Origin of the sequence: Filifactor alocis ATCC 35896 (assembly GCF_000163895.2) — a bacterium.
Taxonomy (GTDB): domain Bacteria; phylum Bacillota; class Clostridia; order Peptostreptococcales; family Filifactoraceae; genus Filifactor; species Filifactor alocis.
Genome location: NC_016630.1, coordinates 510,551 through 529,516, shown reverse-complemented (window position 1 = coordinate 529,516; position 18,966 = coordinate 510,551). Strand labels below are relative to the sequence as shown.

Below are 18,966 nucleotides of genomic sequence, written 5' to 3'. Positions count from 1 at the left end.
AAAGGAGAATGATACAATGAAAGAAGATATGAAAACACAACTATTAACCAAAAGTCCTAAAGAACTGTTATTTAAGTTGGCAATTCCCGGAATAATTGGAATGATTGTTATAGGGTTGTATCCATTTATGGATGGAATATTTGCAGGATGGTTGATTGGTGATTATGCTATGTCAGCAATTAGTGTATCTATGTCCTTAACGATTATAAATGGAGGAATATCGGCATTGATAGGAGTCGGCAGTGCCTCAATACTATCAAGAGCGATTGGAAAAGGGGACAAAGAAACAACAGATAAAATATTCGGGAATTTTTGTTACTGGGTAATATTTTTCTCTGTAATTATTACAATATTGGGTTTAGTTTTTGCACCTCATTTTTTAGATTTGGTAGGAGCTAAAGGAAATATTAAAGAACTTGGTGTGAGATATTTAAGAGTAGTTTTCTTCGGCTCAATATTTGTGAATTTTGCTCAAGCCGGCAATATGACAATGCGTGGTGAAGGTGCATTAAAGCAATCTATGAAGATTATGGGAGCAGGAGCTATATTAAATATCATTTTAGACCCTATTTTTATGAAGTTAATGGGAGAATATGCGATTGAAGGTGCGGCTATTGCCACTGTTATATCTCAAATTGTACAAGCTATATTGACTTTCAGTTATTTTTCAAAGAAAAGTGCTTTTGTGGGTATCCATAAAATTCAAAAATACAAGGCAATTTATAGCGAAATGTTCAGTATAGGAAGTTCGGCAATGATGATGCAAATTTTATTTGCAGTACAGCAAACATTTTTGTTTAAGCAAGCCTTTGCGTATGGAGGAGATGATTGGGGAATTTTGATGTCTGCTACAATGAGATTATATATGTTTTCCTTTATTCCACTGTGGGGGATGAGTCAAGGGTTACAACCTGTTATTGGAGCTAATTTCGGAGCGAAACAATACGGAAGAGTAAAAGATACGATGAAGATTTTTATGTATGGTGCAACAATTCTTGCAGCAGCTTCATGGATACCATCAATGTTTTGTTCAGAAAAATTACTATCATTATTCAGTGTAAGAAGGGAGATTATTGAAGTTGGTGTTGTAAATTTTAAGATGTTTTATTCTACATTCATCTTATATGGAATTATGATTATGACACTCACATTTTTCCAATCCATAGGAGATGGGAAAAAAGCAGGTATGATTGTAATGCTTAGACAGTTAGTTTTATTTATTCCTGCAATATTATTATTTCCAAAGGCATTTGGAGCGTCAGCAGTTTGGTGGACAGAACCTATCGTAGACTTTAGTATGATTATGTTTGGGCTGTTTTTAATGCTTAATGAACTTAGGAAAATGGGAAAACAACAAATTACAAAAAGTTAGGTAGCTCAAAAGACAAAAGAAAAAATGAGAAAGGTTTGATGTATGAACATTATTTAACTATAAGGGATGGGTGATTAAGATGAAAAAATCTTTATATACAAAAGAAATAAATAATAAAAATTTCTATTTGCCTTATAGTTGTCTATTCTCTCAAACAATTAAATACATCTAAAGAAAAGGTAAACTCTTTTCAATTCAGAGGACATTTTACGCCAAAGTGTAGAAGTCCTCCTTTTTTTATTCTCAAAAAGCAAAATCAGAGAACAGAAAAGGAGGAATACACAATGGATAAAAAGGATTACTACCTTTATGTCAAAGGCAAAGCGGTAAAGGTAAGTGAAGAAGTATATAAAGCCTATTGGAAGATAACCGAGCATGAAAAATATCTTCAGAGAAAGGATTGGAAGTATGACGTGATTCCATTTTCAGCAATGGATTATGACGGACACTTTGTAGACAATATCATAGATGAAAGAATAGACTTAGAAAAAATTGTAGAAGTCAAAATGCAAATTGAAGAATTAAACAAGGCATTAGCTACACTCACAAAAAAAGAAAGAGAGTTAATGGAAGCCATTTTCTACAAAGAAGAAAGTCTAAGATCGATTGGCAAAAAAGAAAAAGTAAGCTATCAAGCAATCGGAAAAAGGAGGGATAAGATTTTAGAAAAACTAAGAAAACTTTTAGAAGATAAATTCTAAAGAGATGGGAAAGGTTAAGTATCTAAAAAAGGTGCTTAGCCTTTCTTTATTTGGAACGCAACAATATTGAAACGGAGGAATGAAAAATGAAAGAGTTAGAAAATGTAATGAGCCAGTTAGAAAAAGAAACCAAGAAAAAAGAACAGGCGGAAAACAAGATTAAGCTATTAAAACAGAAAAAAAGCAAACTGAAAAGAAGTGCCGATACGAAAAGAAAAGTGGAAAAAGGAGGCGTATTTGAAGCCTTTGAAAGAGAAATTACAGGTATGCAGGAAGAAACAAATAATGATTTAATCTATGCCTTTTTAGATTATGTACTTTCCGATAATCGAAATAGAGAAAAGCTAAAAGAGCTTACAGAAATTCATTTAAGAGAAAAAGAAATCTCATTAGAAGAAAATTCAAATCTTGGAGAAGAAAACGGAAATGATGATTTTGAAGAACTGACAGAGGAAGAATAAGAAAAGACAAAAATGTATTAGGGATTGAGATGGAGCAAAGTGAGAAACATTTTAACACTTTGCTTTTTTTGTGGATTTGAAAATCTACAAAAAGCAAAGTTCACAGGGGTCTAAGGGGGAGTAGCCCCCTTGAACAAATAAAAATGCTTTAGCGTTTTTGTTTCCTTAGCGGAGCTATAAGCTTTCCGCAGGAACGCAAAGCACCGTAGTCAAACGGTGTATCTTTGCGCCCTTTGAAAAAGGGAGCGAAGATACGACCTGAACATTAGGATAGTAAAATTCCAAAATTGAAAACAGATAAAGGAGAAAAAGAGAATGGAAATCAAAAGTTTGCATACCCATGTAGATATCGTTACAAGGTCAAAGGGACATAGCATGATTGCAAAAGCTGCATATAATGCAAGAGATAAATTACAAGATGAATACTATGGAAAAACACATGACTATTCTAAAAAAACAGACCTTGTATTTTCAAAAATATTTCTGCCGGAACATATCCCGAAAGAGTTTTCAAACAGAGAATACCTATGGAATGAAGTTGAGAAAATCGAAAAAAGTAAAAACTCACAACTTGCAAGAAATCTACTCTTTGAACTGCCAAGAGAATTAAATGAACAGGACAGAATAAAGTTAATCAGCGAATTTATAGAAGAAAACTTTACTTCTAAAGGTATGATAGCGGACTGTAATATTCATAATCCTATGGCAAGCGATCATGAAGAACAACCACACGCCCATATCTTACTTACCCTAAGAGAAATGGATAGTGAGGGAAAATGGAAACCGAAATGCAGAAAAGAATATATTCTTGATGAAAACGGAGAAAAGATAAAGCTGAAAAGTGGAAACTACAAATCAAGAAAAGTAAATCTGAACGATTGGAACGAACCTGACAAAGCAAAAGAGTGGAGAGAAAACTTTTCAAAGAAAGCAAATGGATATTTGGAAAGGAACAATATCCAAAAGAGAATAGATCCACGCACCTTTGAAGAACAAGGCAGAGAAGAACTCCCACAAATTCATTTAGGCACAAGCAGCTATCAGATGGAGAAAAAAGGCATACAGACAGAAAGAGGAAACCAAAACAGAAAAATCATTGCCTTGAACTTAGAATTTAAGAAGTTAAAAGCAGAACTATCAAAACTTACATCTTGGATAGGCTCGTTACTTGGAAGTCTGCAAGTAAAATATGATGAATACAAACAGGAGAAAAAAGAAGAATATGAGAATAAGGCGGAACTCTTTAATCTCTATGAGTACATTTCCATCTATTACGATATACAGGGAGAAAAAGCAAGAAAACTAAACCCCTATGCAAGCAACAAAAAGATAGGAGCAGACCTAAGACGATTTTCAAAAGCAAGGATATATCTAAAGGACAATAATCTTAAAACCATAGCAGACCTACAAGAAAAGATAAGTACATTACAAGCAAAAAATAAGAAGATTAGTCAAGACATTAAAGCGAAAACCACAAGAATAGAAAACCTGAATAAAGGCTTTGCCTATGCGGACATCATCAAAGATAACAAACAAGTCTTTGAGGAATGGAACAGTAAATCCCTATTCAAAGATAGCTTTTACAATTCACACAAAGAACAGATAGATAAATACAAAAGAGCAAGGGCAATTCTTGAAAAGATAACAAGATCATCGGCGATTAAGATAAAGGACTGGAAAAAAGAAATCCAAAGCCTTGAAAGTGAAATATCTAAACTTAATAGACAATCTCAATCAATCAAAGAAGAATATGAAAATATTAACCATATCAAGTATGCAGTGAAAACCGTCAATGAAGATTATGGCATAGACCTATCTATTGAGATTGACAAGGCAATTAAGAGAGGAGAAAAACCAAGTGTCATTGCACAGATTAAGAAATATCAGGAGCAACAAGAAGCCTACGAAAAACGAAAGGAAAAGACAAAGAACTATTACAGGAATGAGGAAAGATGAAGTCCTAAAATGGGATAACATCAAAAACGAAGGGTGTCGTAAATCACGACATCCTTAAAAAACTAAGAGAGGAGAGAAAAATGGCAGATAAAAGAATGTTTTCACTCAAGATAGTGGATAGCGATTTATTTTTAGATATGCCACTAAGTAGTCAATGCCTATATTTTCATCTATCAATGAGGGCAGATGATGACGGCTTTGTAAATAATCCTAAGAAAATCATCAAGATTATCGGAGCGAATGAAGATGACCTGAAAATACTTATTGCCAAAGGCTTTGTGATTGTCTTTGAACAAGGAATTATCGTCATTACGCATTGGAAAATCAACAACTTTATCCGTAAAGACAGATATAAACCGACCCTTTATGAAAATGAGGTGCAGAGCCTATCCCAAACTAAAAACGGAATGTATATCAAAGAGGTTGGTTGTCATTTGGTTGACCAAAGGTTGACAAGTGGTCAACCCAGTATAGATAAGGGTAGATTAGATAAGGTTAGTATAGATAAGGGGAGAGAAGAAAGCACCCCGCCCCCTAATTCAAAAAAATATGGAGAATATCAAAACATTATCCTTACAGACGAACAATATAAGGCATTACAAGAAAAGCTACAAAGTCATACCGACACGATGATTGAAAAACTGTCAAGGTATATCAAGAGTACCGGAAAGACATATCAAGACCATTATGTAACTATCCTTAATTGGTATGAGCAAGACAAGGATAAACTATCACAGAAAAAGACCGGCAAGATTCCGACTATTGAAGATTATGACAAGGGAGAACATTTATAGCTATCCTATAAGGCGGTGTGAAGGCATTTTTAGAGCGTTAAGACTAAAAGAGGCATCAAAGTATACCTAAGATAAAAATTAAGCTTTAAAACTCAACTTGAAGGAAATTAGCAGATGAAAAATATTGATAAATTTGGTATAATTAAATATTATTAGGAGTAAGGAGGTATGACCTTTGGAAAAGAAAGAGCTGTCTATCACAAGTGATAGTGAGTATAAAAAGTTATTGTTAGAGTTAAAAGAGAAAGTAAGAAATAGTCAACTTAAAGCTGCAATAAAGGTAAATTATGAGCTGTTAGATTTGTATTGGACTTTGGGAGAATACATTGTAAAAAATCAAGAACAACATTCATGGGGAGATGCCTTTATAAAATCGTTAGCTAAAGATTTGCAAAAAGAGTTTCCTGATATGAAAGGTTTTTCCGAAACAAATATTAAGTATATCAGAAGGTGGTATTTATTCTATATGAAAGGGCTACAAGGTGTAGCCGAAATAGAAAATAACGACAGCAATTCAAAAGGACTACAGCCTGTAGCCCAATTTGATGAAAGAGTTATCAACCATATTAAACAGATACCTTGGGGACATAATCAAAGGATAATAAATAAGTGCAAGACCATTGATGAAGCCATATATTATGTTGATAAAACTATTGAGAACGGATGGAGTAGGAATGTACTTGTACATCAAATTGAAAGTGGATTATATGGCAGGGAAGGAAAATCTATAACAAACTTTGAAAAAAGGTTACCCGCTCTGCAATCAGATCTTGCAAGACAGACATTAAAAGATCCATATCATTTTGATTTTCTTACCATTCGTGAAGGATATGATGAAAGGGAACTTCAAAAAGAACTGGTTGACAAGATTTCTGATTTTTTACTTGAACTTGGTGAGGGATTTGCCTACATAGGCAAAGAATATCACATAAATATAAATGGGGATGATTTTTATATTGATTTACTGTTTTACAATTTGAAACTCCATTCTTACATTGTTATAGAACTGAAAGCGGAGAAGTTTAAGCCGGAACATTTAGGACAGCTTAATTTCTATGTAACAGCAGTGAATAGAGAGTTAAAAACTGATAGAGATAATGCTACGATTGGACTTCTTATTTGCAAAGATAAAAACGATGTCGTTTGTGAATACTCATTAGAACAAATATCGCAACCTATAGGTATAAGCAAATATGAGATTACTAAATTACTTGAAGCAGAATATAAGAGCAGTTTGCCGAGTATTGAAGAAATAGAGAAAAAGATCAAAGAAATAGATACGGATAATTAAAAACATCAAAGAAATGAATAAATATTGGCTAATGACGATTGGAAAAAATCACTAATCGTCATTTTTTATTGCAAAGAAAGGAGAAAATATGCAAGAAAAAAGAAATGAACAAACTACAGGAACAAAGACGATAAAGAAGATTGGAAAAACCACTTATGAGGTGATTGTCCATTTTAATGATAAAAGCAGTGAAACTATGCAAGATAAACTAAAAAGGATAATGTTGAGGGAATTTCGGAGAAAATCGGACGAAAAAAAAGATGATTTTGATTAAAAAGTCCTTGACAAGTAGCAACAGGAAAAACAGCAAAGTCTATTTTAATTTCTTGCGGTGCAAGGCTTGCTCCCTTTGACATTCAGGAACTTAGGGACTTGATGCAAGAAGATGAATTGGAATTGGATACTCTTGGTGATAGAAAGACTGCCCTCTTTGTTATTATCTCCGATACCGATGATACTTTTAACTTTGTAGTGTCCATTATGTACTCTCAGCTATTTAATCTCTTGTGTGATAAGGCGGATGATGTATATGGTGGCAGGCTTCCTGTCCATGTGCGATGCCTGCTTGATGAGTTTGCAAATATTGGCTTAATTCCAAAGTTTGAAAAGCTGATTGCAACCATCAGAAGCAGGGAAATCTCTGCAAGTATCATACTTCAGGCACAATCTCAGCTAAAGGCAATCTACAAGGATAACGCTGATACAATTGTAGGTAACTGTGATAGTACCTTGTTTCTTGGTGGCAAGGAGAAAACTACGCTAAAAGAATTGTCTGAAACACTGGGAAAAGAAACTATCGACCTATATAACACGTCGGAAACGAGGTCAAATCAAAAGTCTTTCGGACTTAACTATCAAAAGACTGGAAAAGAACTGATGAGCCAAGATGAGATAACGGTCATGGACGGAAGCAAATGTATCTTTCAGCTTAGAGGTGTAAGACCTTTTCTTTCAGATAAATTCGATATTACCAAGCATAAAAATTATAAACAGCTTTCCGATTACAATAAGAAAAATACCTTTGATATAGAAAAATATCTAAAGAGAAAAGACAACGTTAATCTAAAAGAAACGATGCAAGTAACTTTAGTGGAAATTGATGATGAGGGATAACTTTAGTTCAAAATGAGCAGAAGTGTCTATCAGATTAAACTTTGAAAAGGAATATTTAAAAATGACTGAGTTTAAAAAATAGAAATACGAATTGAAAAAGAACAAAGGAGAAATGATTCAATGAAGGCAAAAGGAAGAAGTCCACCCACTTTAGTTCAAAATGAGCAGAAGTTATTAATGAACAAAAGATAAAATTTAATATGAAAAAATATAGATAAGACCATGACAAAATAGAAAAGTTGTGGTCTTTTTTTGATGAAATCAAAAGAAATGAAAATGGAGGATGTATATGCAAAAAGAAATGCTGAATATCAACGGAAACCTGATAGGTGATGTAGAAATCAAAACCATTCAGGGAAAAGACGGGGAAGTAACAGTTGCAAACTTTACACTTTTTAGAAAGATGGGAAAAACGGGAGAAAAACAGAAAGAATATATCAATTGTAATGTCTATGGAGAAAAGACAGAGATTACAAAGGATTTTAAAAAAGGTGATTTCATCCATGTCTACGGATATTACAAAGAAGTTCAAAAGGAGGATAAAACTTACAGAAACTTTATTGTAAAGCATGTCAACAAAATTGATAAAGAAATAGAAAACAAAAAAGAACAGGAAGAAAACAAGGAGGAGTAAATTATGGATTTTTTTGTACAAGCAGTCAATGTGCTTAAAGTTTTGGTTATGGCAATCGGTGCAGGACTTGGTGCATGGGGAGTTATCAACCTACTTGAAGGATACGGTTCGGATAACCCCGGTGCGAAGAGTCAGGGGATAAAGCAATTGATGAGCGGTGGAGGAATTGTTTTAATAGGGCTAAAACTCATTCCACTACTTGCTAATGTCTTGAAATAATGCTTAATTTATTCGAAAAAATAAATGAGTTTTTCAAGGATATTATGATTGATATTATTAAAGATAATCTTTCTGCAATGCTTGTGGATATCAATGATAAGGTATCTACCGTTGCAGGAGAAGTAGGTAAAACTCCGAGTTCTTGGAACTCGGAGGTCTTTACCTTCATCAAATCAATCAATACCAATGTTGTTTTGCCCATAGCAGCGATAATTTTAACCGCAATACTTTGTATAGAACTGATTCAAGTGGTAATGAGAAAAAATTCTATGCAGGATACGGATACCTTTGAATTTTTTAAGTATATCATTAAGATGTGGATAGCTGTATGGCTTGTATCCCATGCTTTCGATTTTTCGATGGCAGTATTTGATGTTGCACAGTCCATGATAGGAAAGGCGGCAGGTGTTGTGGGGACAAGTGCAAACATTACACCGGGTAATTTTGATGCTATGGTCGATGCCCTCAAAACGGAAAGTCTTGGAACACTCATCGGGATTGCACTTGAGACGGGATTGGTTAAATTTTCTTTAACGATTCTATCCATCTTAATCACTGTAATCCTGTATGGAAGAATGATTGAGATATATATTTACTGTTCCGTTGCAGCAATTCCTTTTTCTACCATGGGAAATAAAGAATGGGGAAGTATCGGAACAAACTATATTAAAAGTCTATTTGCCCTTGGACTTCAGGGACTTTTCATCCTAATCTTTTTTGGAATTTATGCGGTTTTAGTTAAAACTGTAAATTTCACGGATATTCATACAAGTATTTTACAAGTGCTTGCATATGGACTGATTCTTGGAGTTATGATGATGAAATCCGGAAGTATTGCAAAGGCAATTTTAAACAGCCATTAAAAGACTTTTGTTCAAAATGAGCAGAAGTTGATGAAATAATCAAAACAAAAAAATATAAGAATAAGGAGGCAGTTATGAAAAACATCAATAGGAAAACAAGAATATTTCTAGGAGTTGCAACCGTAATTTCACTTGCTTCGGCAGTAGCAGGAATGATAAAAGTGAGAAGTAAATATAAAAAGCAGGATAGATTTTGCGAATTTGAAGAAAATGCTATAGAAACAGAAGATGATATCCGGTTTTGGGAAGAAGAGTATCTCAAAGAGGAAGAAAAGAGTGAAGAAGAAAAACAGCAGGAATTTAGAGAACTGTCGGTTACTGTACTGGATGCCCTTTTCAAAGAAGTCCTTTTCATTAGTGAAAAGGTAAAGAGTGTGGAGGAAGAAGTAAAAAAACAAAGCGAATATAAAGAACTATTAGAAGAACTGGAAAGCTGTAAAGAGGAAATCATCTCACTTTGGGAGCATTTGGAAGCACTTTCCAATATGAGAGAAGAAAATATCATAGAAAAAGATAGGGGATAAGCGATGGCATATGTAAAAGTACCAAAGGATTTGACGAAAGTAAAAACCAAGGTAGCCCTGAATATGACAAAAAGGCAGCTGATTGGATTTAGCATAGCGGGGCTTATCGGTTTTCCTGTATATATGCTTTGTAAAAATTATCTGAGTACGGATATTTCTATGATTGTAATGAGTATAGCAGTCTTACCTGTTCTTTTTGCAACGCTTTATGAAAAGGACAATTTACCCTTTGAAAAACATTTGGCATATATCTTGAAGTTTCATAACAGTAAAAAGATCAGGATATACAAAGCAAAAAGCATTTATCATACGGAGAAAACAAAAAAGCAGGATGCAGGAAGTAAAAATAAGGCAAACGGAAGGAGGAAAAAAATTGAACAAAGACAAAAGAAAAAAACAGGAACAACGAATTAAAAAAGAAGAGTTGGAACTTAGGAAAAATAAAAAAGAGTTATCGGAACTTAAAAAATCAGGAAAGAAAAAAATAAAGTCTAAAACAAATGGGAAATCATCAAGGAAAAACGGGTGGTTTCCTTTTTTTATGAAAGAGGAGAAAAAGGAAACCGTACAAGATACCATTCCCTATAAGCGAATGTTAAAGGACGGAATTTGTCAGATTGAAAAGAACAAATTTAATAAAACCATTCGATTTTTGGATATCAACTATCGCTTAATGGAAGAAGCAGATCAAGAAAGTATTTTCTCGGAATTTTCTTCTTTTCTAAATTTCTTTAATTCCTCTGTGGAAGTGGAGTTCAGTTATATCAACAGTATCGGTGAAAATGAGGAAATAAGTAAACTGATTGATATTAAAGAAAATATGGATGACTTTAATGAAATTAGAAATGAATACAGACAAATGCTCTTAAACCAAAGCTCTAAAGGAAATAACGGACTATCCAAGAGTATGTATCTTACCTTTACCATAGAGGCGGAGGACTTAAAGCAGGCAAAGAGCAGACTTGAGAGAATGGAAATGGATGTGTTAAACAACTTTAAACAGATGGGAGTAAAAGCCTATGTACTTGATGGTGAGGAGCGTTTAAAAGTTATTCACGATATTTTAAATCCAAACGATAAACTTGTTTTTTCCTTTGAAGATTTAAAATACAGTGGACTGACGACGAAAGAATATATTGTTCCTCCGTCTTTTAATTTTTCCAAACCGACCTATTTTAAATCCGGAGAAGTCTTTGCTGAAGTGAATTTCTTACAGCTTTTAGCATCGGATATTAAAGATGAAATGCTGTCGGAGTTTTTGGCGTTGGAAGAAAATATGGTTGTTACCTTTCATATCAAAGCCATTGATCAGATGGAAGCGATTAAGAATGTAAAAAGAAAAATAACGGATTTAGACAAGATGAAGCTTGAGGAAAATAAGAAAGCCATACGTGCAGGCTATGATATCGACATCTTGCCGAGCGACCTTGTAACTTATGGGACAGAAGCAAAGAACCTGCTATCAGAACTACAAAATCATGATGAAAAGATGTTTTTGGTAACCATTCTTTTTATGAATATGAGTAAAAGTAAGGGAAAACTGGACAATACGGTATTTACCTTAAAATCTATTGCAAACAGACATAATTGCAGTTTAAAAAACCTAAATTACAGACAGGAACAGGGACTTGTTGCAAGTTTGCCGCTTGGAATCAATGAAGTGGAGATAGAGCGTGGACTTACCACCAGTGCAGCCGCTATCTTTATACCATTTACAACGGAAGAACTCTTTATCAAAGGAGAGAGCTTATATTATGGTTTGAATGCACTAAGCAGAAATATTATTATGGCAGACCGTAAAAAGTTAAAAAATCCAAATGGGTTAATCTTAGGTACACCGGGTTCCGGTAAATCCTTTGCAGCGAAGAGGGAGATTACCAATGCATTTTTGATTACCGATGATGATATTATCATAGCAGATCCGGAAGCCGAGTATGCACCACTGGTAGGAGCTCTAAAAGGACAGGTGATTAAAATATCGCCCATTTCAAAAGACTATGTAAATCCACTGGATATTAACATCGATTATGCCGATGAAGATAATCCGTTATCCTTAAAATCCGACTTCATACTATCCCTGTTTGAACTGGTGGTTGGAGAAAAGAAATTAAGTGCAGAGGAAATCTCCGTTATTGACCGTTGTTTACCGATTTTATACAAAGCCTACTTTGAAAATCCTGTGTCGGAAAATATGCCAATACTTGAGGATTTATATAACCTACTTCAAAAACAGGAAGAAACGGTAGGAAAGAAACTTGCAGTAGAAATGGAAATTTATGTAAAAGGAAGTCTGAATGTCTTCAATCATCGTACCAATGTCGATACGAACAACCGAGTTGTTTGCTATGACATTAAGGAACTTGGAAAACAGCTTAAAAAAATTGGTATGCTCGTGGTGCAAGATCAGGTGTGGAACAGAGTAACGATTAACAGAGCAAGTAAAAAAGCGACAAGATATTATGTCGATGAATTTCATTTGCTCTTAAAAGAACCGCAAACTGCCAATTATTCCATTGAAATTTGGAAGAGATTTCGTAAATGGGGAGGTATGCCGACAGGACTTACTCAAAATATCAAGGACCTGCTTGCAAGTCCTGAAATTGAAAATATCTTTGACAATACCGACTTCATTTTAATGCTTAACCAAGCGGGAACGGATCGAGATATATTGGCTAAGAAACTGAATATCTCCAAGCACCAACTTTCCTATGTAACCAACTCAGGGGAAGGAGAGGGACTACTCTTTTATGGAAATACGATTGTTCCTTTTATAGACCAGTTTCCGAAAAATACAAAACTCTATTCTTTAATAACAACCAAATTGAGTGAAACAGGAAAAAATGAAAAATAGGAGGTGGAGCGGAATGAAGAATAAAGGAGAACATACAAGTTTTTTAGATAGCTATATCAATACGATTCTTTGTGGGGATGCACTTGAAACTTTAAGAAAATTTCCGGATGAAATCATAAACACTTGTATTACTTCTCCTCCGTATTATGGACTGAGAGATTATCATAAAAAAGAGCAAATCGGAAGAGAGAAGACGGTAGAAGAGTATCTTGACAGATTGGTAGCGGTATTTCGTGAAGTGAGAAGAGTATTAAAATCGGGCGGGACTTGCTTTATTGTGATTGGCGATTCCTATGCCGGTTCGGGAGGTGGAAAGGGACAGTATATGGATCCTAAATATCCAAAGAAAAGAAATGGACAAAATCCCTCGATTACACAAAAGGTGTTAGGATACAAGGCAAAGGATTTAATGGGAATTCCATGGCGATTGGCTTTACTTTTAAGAGAAGATGGATGGTATCTTCGTTCCGATATTATCTGGCATAAGGAAAATGCCATGCCGGAGGCTTGCAGGGACAGACCAACTCGTTCTTATGAACATGTGTTTTTGCTTTCCAAATCGCCAAGATATTATTACGACTATGAACAAATGGCAGAGCCGATGAAAGAAGTCAGTAAAAAAAGATATGTAAGAGGAAGAAGTGAGGATAACAAATATCTGAAGGAGGATGCAGGGATAAGTGTACAAAAAATAAATAAGGCGAGAAAATATGGGCAGTACAAGGGAGATAATATTCCGCAGTTTCGTAATAAAAGGGATATTTGGACCATTAATACTGTATCTTTCCGTGGAAACCACTATGCAGTCTTTCCACCGAAGTTAGCTGAAATCTGTATGATTGCAGGTTGCCCGAAAGACGGGATAATCCTTGATCCTTTTATTGGAAGTGGAACTGTCGGATTTGTAGCACTTATGCAAGATAGAAAATATATCGGAATAGAATTAAATGAGGAGTATTGTAAGCTTGCAAGGAAAAGAATCAGTGAGGAGGTGGAAAAGATTGACAAAGAAAAAGAATATGAGGTATGCAAAGAATAGAGAAAAACTGTTAAATCAAGAAAAACAGTCTGTTCAACATAAAATTCAAACTAATTATGAAACAGAATCCCCCAAAAATTTGAATGAAGCTTTATTGAAAGAGGAAATGTCGGGAGAAGAACTTCCTTTACACGAAAGAAAGCGATCAAATAATTCGTATAGAGGATATAAGGACAATAACTTAGATAAAAATATATCTTCTTATCGTTCATCGGATACGGGAAATATAAATCAAAATAGCACTTCTTTTCAAGCCGAAAAACGTAGAAAAAAGATGCAAAAGAAGATCAATAAATTTCAAAAGGAAGAAAAGGAAGTCTATGATCCATTATCGAAAGATATGGATAACGATGGCGTAATAGACAGATACGATGTGGATTTTAGGGATAGTAAAGTATCCTATCGAACTCTTACAGATGATGAAAAGTATGATAATAGGCAAAATGATAAGGAAAAAATTTATGATGAATATGTAAAAAATCCAAAATCCAAGAATAATCGATACAAACATTATGCAAAAGATACCTTTTTAAAAGAAAGTCCAAAATCGGAAAAGCAGAAGAAATATGTGAGGAGTAATTTTGATGATAAGGAGTTCACAAGAAATAAGGATACGAAAAAGGATTCATTTCAGGATGTAAATGATAAAAGAAAAACTGCTGATAAAGATCCATCACAAAAAAGAAAAGGGAAATTTGAAAATCAGGAAAAGAAAATATCCAAGTTACGCCAAAAAAAGCAAAAACAGGAGCAGAAACTAAAAAATAAGGGGATTGACGGAAAAGCACAAAGTGCTAAAAGTGCTGTAATAGCAACGGGGATGGTAAATCGGTATTTAGAAAGCGGAAAAGAGGATAATGCAGGAGTTGATGCTGCATATAAGGTTAGCGATCAAGTCGAAAATATTTCAAGGAAAATCTATCATCATGGAAAAAAGAAAAACTTAAGAAGGCAAAAAAAGATAACAAAATTAGGCAAAAACATTGAAAATCAAGAAAAGAAACTCTTTTTTCAAAAGAATATGGAAGAGATGAAAAAAAGTGCGGATTACCAAAATACCTCAAGGCTCAGACAATTTTTTAAAAGAAGGCAGTATAAAAAGCAGATTCAAAAGAAGTATAAAGACAGTGTAAAAAACAGAATAAAAAAGTCCTTGATAGAGTCAAGCAAACACTTTGGCGAATTTGTAAAATCAAGAGGCAAAAAAGCAGTATTCCTATTACTTTTAGCGGTAGGAATATTTTTTATGCTCTTTCAGGCGGGAAGTATGATGATGAATATGGGAACGGGGATGGTAGGAAATACCGTAGGGACAACCTACTTATCATCAGAAGATGTACTCAAAGAAACCAATCAGGAGTTTTCATCTTTAGAACAGGCTTTGCAAGAAGAAATGGACAGTGTGGAGGAAAATCATCCTGGTTATGATGAATATATTGTAAAAGGCAAAGAGAAAATCGGTCATGATGTCCATGAACTCTTGTCTTATATCACAGCCCGTTATGGAATTGTAAAGAATATCTCTGAGGTGGAAAGTGAACTTCAAAGTCTGTTTCAAAATATGTATACCTTAACCTATAAGGAAGAGATTGAAATCAGATATAAAACCGTAACATCCAGTTATACGGATGCTGACGGCAATGAACATACGGAAAGTCATGAAGAGCCGTATGAGTATAAGAAACTCATTGTAACCTTAGAAAAAAGAGAGATGGATTCTATTATCAGAGAGGTATTTCAGTCTTATCCTGACAATTTATCCCATTATGAAATTTTACTTGCAAGCAAAGGAAATATGGAGCTGATCTTTGGAAATGGTAGTGGTGATTTTTCCGAGATTATAAACAATCCCGATTTTTCCAATCCGGGACTTGAATTTAATGAGGAAAGTGTAAAGAGAATTGTTCATGAGGCGGAAAAACATATTGGAAAAAGATATGTTTTCGGGGCAAATGGACCGAATAACTTTGACTGTTCTTCTTTTGTCTGCTGGACCTATACCCATTCGGGGATAAAGAATATGCCAAGAACGACAGCTTGGGGCATATATAAAAATTACTGTAATCCCGTTTCACCAAGCGAAGCAAAGGCGGGAGATATTATCTTTTTTAAAGGAACATATAATTCAGGCTCGCCAATAAGCCATGTCGGTATCTATGTAGGTGGTGGATATATGATTCATGCCGGAGATCCGATTCAGTATGCAAGGATAGATACACCGTATTGGAGAGATCATTTTTACGGCTTTGGCAGACCCAAATAGGAGGTGGAATTTTGAATAAGAAATACAGAAAAAATATAGAGAAACAAAAAGATATTCAGGAAAGAATAGAAGAACTCCAGTTAAAACAGGAGATGTTAAAAGAAGAACAGGAAGAAATGGAAAATATAGAAGTCTTAAAAGAATACAGAAGTATTGATATTTCCATAGATGAGTTTTTAGAAATGATGAGAAATTATAAAAAAGAGGAAAAACAGGAAAAAAGGAAGTTACAGGAAATGAGAAATACAGAAAATCATAATAATATGGAGGAAAATCATGAAAACCAAATTGAAAAATAGGAGAACACAATTAAAAAGAGTATTTTGCGTATGGATGCTGCTTCTTATTGCTATCATCCATACAAATACGGCTTTTGCTCAGGTAAAAGAAAGCGAAGCGGAAAAACAAACGGAGCAGGAAACAGAGCAGGTACAGGAGAAAAAAGAAGAAAAAGTGCTGCGATTTCCAAATAAACTGGAAGCCAAAGAACCACCAAAGAACAGTATAGATAATGGAAACAGTTCAAATAATACGGGAATTGCGACAGAGCCAAGCACCTCTAAAGCACAGCTCATAGAAAATGTAAACAACGCAAATGGAGATTATCCTATTCATCATGGAAATGTTAACGGAGAGATAAAAGATAAATACTCCGCCGATGCCAGACAATTTATTACCTTTAAGACTAAGTCCGGCAAAACTTTCCATCTTATCATCAACCACGATGAAGAAGGACAAAATGTTATGCTTCTTACAGAAGTTTCAGAAGATGATCTGCTCAATATGGTGGAGAAAAAAGAAAAACCAAAAGAGGAGGTCAAGAAGATAGAAGAACCTTTGCCGGTAGAAGAAATCAAAAAAGAAGAGCCGAAAAAGGAAGAAAGCAAAGGCGGAGGCTCTTATATTTTCTTAGGAATCATCGTTCTTGCAGTAGTTGGAGCAGGATATTACTTTAAAATTTACAAGAAAAAACAGGAAGATGATGCAGAAGAAGATGAAGAATATGACGAATTTGAAGATGAGTATGAAAGAGAGGGCAGTGCAGAAGATTCGGAAGAAAAGGAACAGCAAAATATAGATGATATGGCAATAGATTCTTATGATGAAGATGAGGAATAAAAGATAGGTATAAATGAGATTATCCATCTTATTTGTTGTATTTACACTTAAAAAATACAATTATGAAAGTGTAAATGCAACAATAACGGGATTTGATACGAATAAGAAAATGCTTTGTGCTTAGCGATAGAATTGTAATTATAATGAATTTGTGGTATAATTTCAAGTAATAAATACCTGAAATCAATAAGCATAAGATAGCTTGACTGAGCATTTTTTATATATCATATTACAATATGATTAGTTGTAAGCTCCAAAGGAGGAGGGTGAACTTCTTTGAATTTAAAAGACTATTTAGGAGAAACTAACCTTTATGATAAAAAGGAAAAACTTGAATTAAATAAACCGAAATCTTGGTTGAAATCCGTATCAGCTTTTGCAAATGGCAGGGGTGGAAAGTTAATATTTGGAGTGAAAGAAGATAATGAAGTTTTGGGAATTGATGACTACCAAAAAGACTCTGAAAATATTAGTGAAATCATAAAAACTAAAATGGACTCCATACCGGAATTTGATATGGAGATAGAAGAACTTGAAGGAAAGATAATACTAATATTAAATATTTATCAAGGGAAAAACACTCCTTACTTTGTAGTGGATGCAGGTTCAAGGACAGCATATAAAAGAGTGGGCAATCAAAGTGTCCCTGCTACAAGAATAGATTTGTTCAATATGTCTTTAAAAGGGCAAAAAGTAACTTATGATTCATTGGAGTCGGACAAAAAAATTGAAGATGTAACTTTTAGGGAGCTGGCTATTGAATATAAAAAGAGAACATTAAAAGAGTTTGAAGAAAAAGATTTAAATTCGTTTGGTTTAGTGAATGAAGAAGGGCATCTGACGATAGCAGGAAGTCTTTTCGCAGACGGATACCAAGTTTATCAATCAAGAGTTTTTTGCACAAGATGGAACGGGCTTAATAAGGCAAATGGACTTATGGACGCTTTAGATGATGAGGAATTTGAGGGAAATATTATATATTTGTTAAAGGCAGCTATGGATTTTGTAAAGCGAAATTCAAAAAAGATGTGGAAAAAAGGACCTATGTACAGAATAGAATATCCTGAATATCCTGAAAGAGCGGTACAGGAAGGGATAGTAAATGCACTTATTCATAGGGATTATTCAGTCATAGGAAGTGAAGTACATTTAGATATTTATGATGACAGGTTGGAAATTTACTCTCCTGGAGGTATGTATGACGGTTCTTTCGTGCAAAATATTGACCCATATAATGTATCATCTTCCAGAAGAAATCCGGTGCTTGCAGATTTATTTGCACGAATGGATTTAATGGAAAGACGTGGCTCAGGACTTAGAAAAATTATTGAAGCCTATGAATTTGAAGAAAATTACAAAGAAGAATTGAAACCTAAATTCAGGTCAACAGAAAGTGCATTTTTTACGATTTTGAAGAATTTGAATTATAATGTCGGTCAAAATGTCGGTCAAAATGTCGGTCAAAATGTCGGTCAAAAACTAAAACCTGATGATAGGCGAAAACAGATTATTGAGATTATTGAGGGGAATTCACAAGTTACTGCCCTTGATCTATCAAAAATATTCTATGTTTCAGAGCGAACAATAGAGAGGGATTTGAAAAAATTAACTGAAGAAAAAGTAATTGAATATACCGGTAGTGCTAAAGACGGCTATTGGATAGTAAAGAAATAAACAACAATAAGTATAAGTAAATAGAAACTTTCTTAAATACGACGTAGCATTTAAGAGAAGACTTTGAGCGAGAGAAAATCTTTCGCCCTCTT

General features: G+C 34.2%; 18 protein-coding genes and 1 pseudogene. All 19 read left to right on the top strand.

Going from position 1 to position 18,966, the window contains the following annotated elements; all coding sequences use genetic code 11:
• Positions 1–16 precede the first annotated feature (16 nt).
• The gene (locus HMPREF0389_RS02320; protein ID WP_009222493.1) at positions 17–1,372 is read left to right on the top strand and encodes an MATE family efflux transporter; all 1,356 of its coding nucleotides are present in this window, start codon (positions 17–19) and stop codon (positions 1,370–1,372) included.
• A gap of 284 nt (positions 1,373–1,656) precedes the next feature.
• Positions 1,657–2,073, top strand: coding sequence for a sigma factor-like helix-turn-helix DNA-binding protein (locus tag HMPREF0389_RS02315; RefSeq protein WP_014262130.1), 417 nt, complete (start codon positions 1,657–1,659; stop codon positions 2,071–2,073).
• A gap of 86 nt (positions 2,074–2,159) precedes the next feature.
• A complete protein-coding gene (locus HMPREF0389_RS02310) occupies positions 2,160–2,534 on the top strand; it encodes a hypothetical protein (RefSeq protein WP_014262129.1) in 375 nt (124 codons plus the stop codon).
• Between the two features lie 315 nt (positions 2,535–2,849).
• Positions 2,850–4,490 (top strand): MobQ family relaxase, encoded by a 1,641-nt coding sequence (gene mobQ, locus HMPREF0389_RS02305; protein WP_014262128.1) that lies wholly within the window; start codon positions 2,850–2,852, stop codon positions 4,488–4,490.
• Positions 4,491–4,570: 80 nt separating this feature from the next.
• The gene (locus HMPREF0389_RS02300; protein WP_014262127.1) at positions 4,571–5,284 is read left to right on the top strand and encodes a hypothetical protein; all 714 of its coding nucleotides are present in this window, start codon (positions 4,571–4,573) and stop codon (positions 5,282–5,284) included.
• 175 nt (positions 5,285–5,459) lie between these two features.
• Complete coding sequence (locus HMPREF0389_RS02295) at positions 5,460–6,575, top strand: PDDEXK nuclease domain-containing protein (protein WP_014262126.1); 1,116 nt, start codon at positions 5,460–5,462, stop codon at positions 6,573–6,575.
• An 88-nt stretch (positions 6,576–6,663) separates the two neighbouring features.
• Complete coding sequence (locus HMPREF0389_RS02290) at positions 6,664–6,849, top strand: transposon-encoded TnpW family protein (protein WP_009429691.1); 186 nt, start codon at positions 6,664–6,666, stop codon at positions 6,847–6,849.
• A gap of 11 nt (positions 6,850–6,860) precedes the next feature.
• Positions 6,861–7,688 (top strand): annotated as a pseudogene (locus HMPREF0389_RS02285) (VirD4-like conjugal transfer protein, CD1115 family); the annotation flags it as partial.
• A 289-nt stretch (positions 7,689–7,977) separates the two neighbouring features.
• Positions 7,978–8,322: a single-stranded DNA-binding protein gene (locus HMPREF0389_RS02280; RefSeq protein WP_014262124.1), complete on the top strand. Its 345-nt coding sequence runs from the start codon at positions 7,978–7,980 to the stop codon at positions 8,320–8,322.
• Positions 8,323–8,325: 3 nt separating this feature from the next.
• Positions 8,326–8,541: a Maff2 family mobile element protein gene (locus HMPREF0389_RS02275; protein ID WP_005538895.1), complete on the top strand. Its 216-nt coding sequence runs from the start codon at positions 8,326–8,328 to the stop codon at positions 8,539–8,541.
• Positions 8,541–9,404 carry a VirB6/TrbL-like conjugal transfer protein, CD1112 family gene (locus HMPREF0389_RS02270; protein ID WP_014262123.1) on the top strand — a complete coding sequence of 288 codons (864 nt, stop codon included), beginning with the start codon at positions 8,541–8,543 and terminating at the stop codon, positions 9,402–9,404. Before HMPREF0389_RS02275 ends, HMPREF0389_RS02270 begins: the two co-directional genes overlap by 1 nt.
• 74 nt (positions 9,405–9,478) lie before the next feature.
• On the top strand, positions 9,479–9,928 hold the full coding sequence (locus tag HMPREF0389_RS02265; RefSeq protein WP_014262122.1) for a hypothetical protein: 450 nt from the start codon (positions 9,479–9,481) through the stop codon (positions 9,926–9,928).
• Between the two features lie 3 nt (positions 9,929–9,931).
• A complete protein-coding gene (locus HMPREF0389_RS02260; RefSeq protein WP_014262121.1) occupies positions 9,932–10,342 on the top strand; it encodes a PrgI family protein in 411 nt (136 codons plus the stop codon).
• Positions 10,302–12,779 (top strand): VirB4-like conjugal transfer ATPase, CD1110 family, encoded by a 2,478-nt coding sequence (locus HMPREF0389_RS02255; RefSeq protein WP_014262120.1) that lies wholly within the window; start codon positions 10,302–10,304, stop codon positions 12,777–12,779. The genes HMPREF0389_RS02260 and HMPREF0389_RS02255 overlap by 41 nt, the downstream gene beginning before the upstream one ends.
• A gap of 13 nt (positions 12,780–12,792) precedes the next feature.
• Entirely contained in the window at positions 12,793–13,818 is a 1,026-nt protein-coding gene (locus HMPREF0389_RS02250) for a DNA-methyltransferase (RefSeq protein WP_014262119.1), read from the top strand.
• Positions 13,799–16,081, top strand: a complete 2,283-nt coding sequence (locus HMPREF0389_RS02245) for a C40 family peptidase (RefSeq protein ID WP_014262118.1) — start codon at positions 13,799–13,801, stop codon at positions 16,079–16,081. Before HMPREF0389_RS02250 ends, HMPREF0389_RS02245 begins: the two co-directional genes overlap by 20 nt.
• Before the next feature lie 11 nt (positions 16,082–16,092).
• Complete coding sequence (locus HMPREF0389_RS02240) at positions 16,093–16,380, top strand: hypothetical protein (RefSeq protein ID WP_014262117.1); 288 nt, start codon at positions 16,093–16,095, stop codon at positions 16,378–16,380.
• Complete coding sequence (locus HMPREF0389_RS02235) at positions 16,358–17,200, top strand: CD1107 family mobile element protein (RefSeq protein WP_014262116.1); 843 nt, start codon at positions 16,358–16,360, stop codon at positions 17,198–17,200. The genes HMPREF0389_RS02240 and HMPREF0389_RS02235 overlap by 23 nt, the downstream gene beginning before the upstream one ends.
• A 276-nt stretch (positions 17,201–17,476) precedes the next feature.
• Positions 17,477–18,874, top strand: a complete 1,398-nt coding sequence (locus HMPREF0389_RS02230) for an AlbA family DNA-binding domain-containing protein (protein ID WP_014262115.1) — start codon at positions 17,477–17,479, stop codon at positions 18,872–18,874.
• The last annotated feature ends 92 nt before the right edge of the window (positions 18,875–18,966 follow it).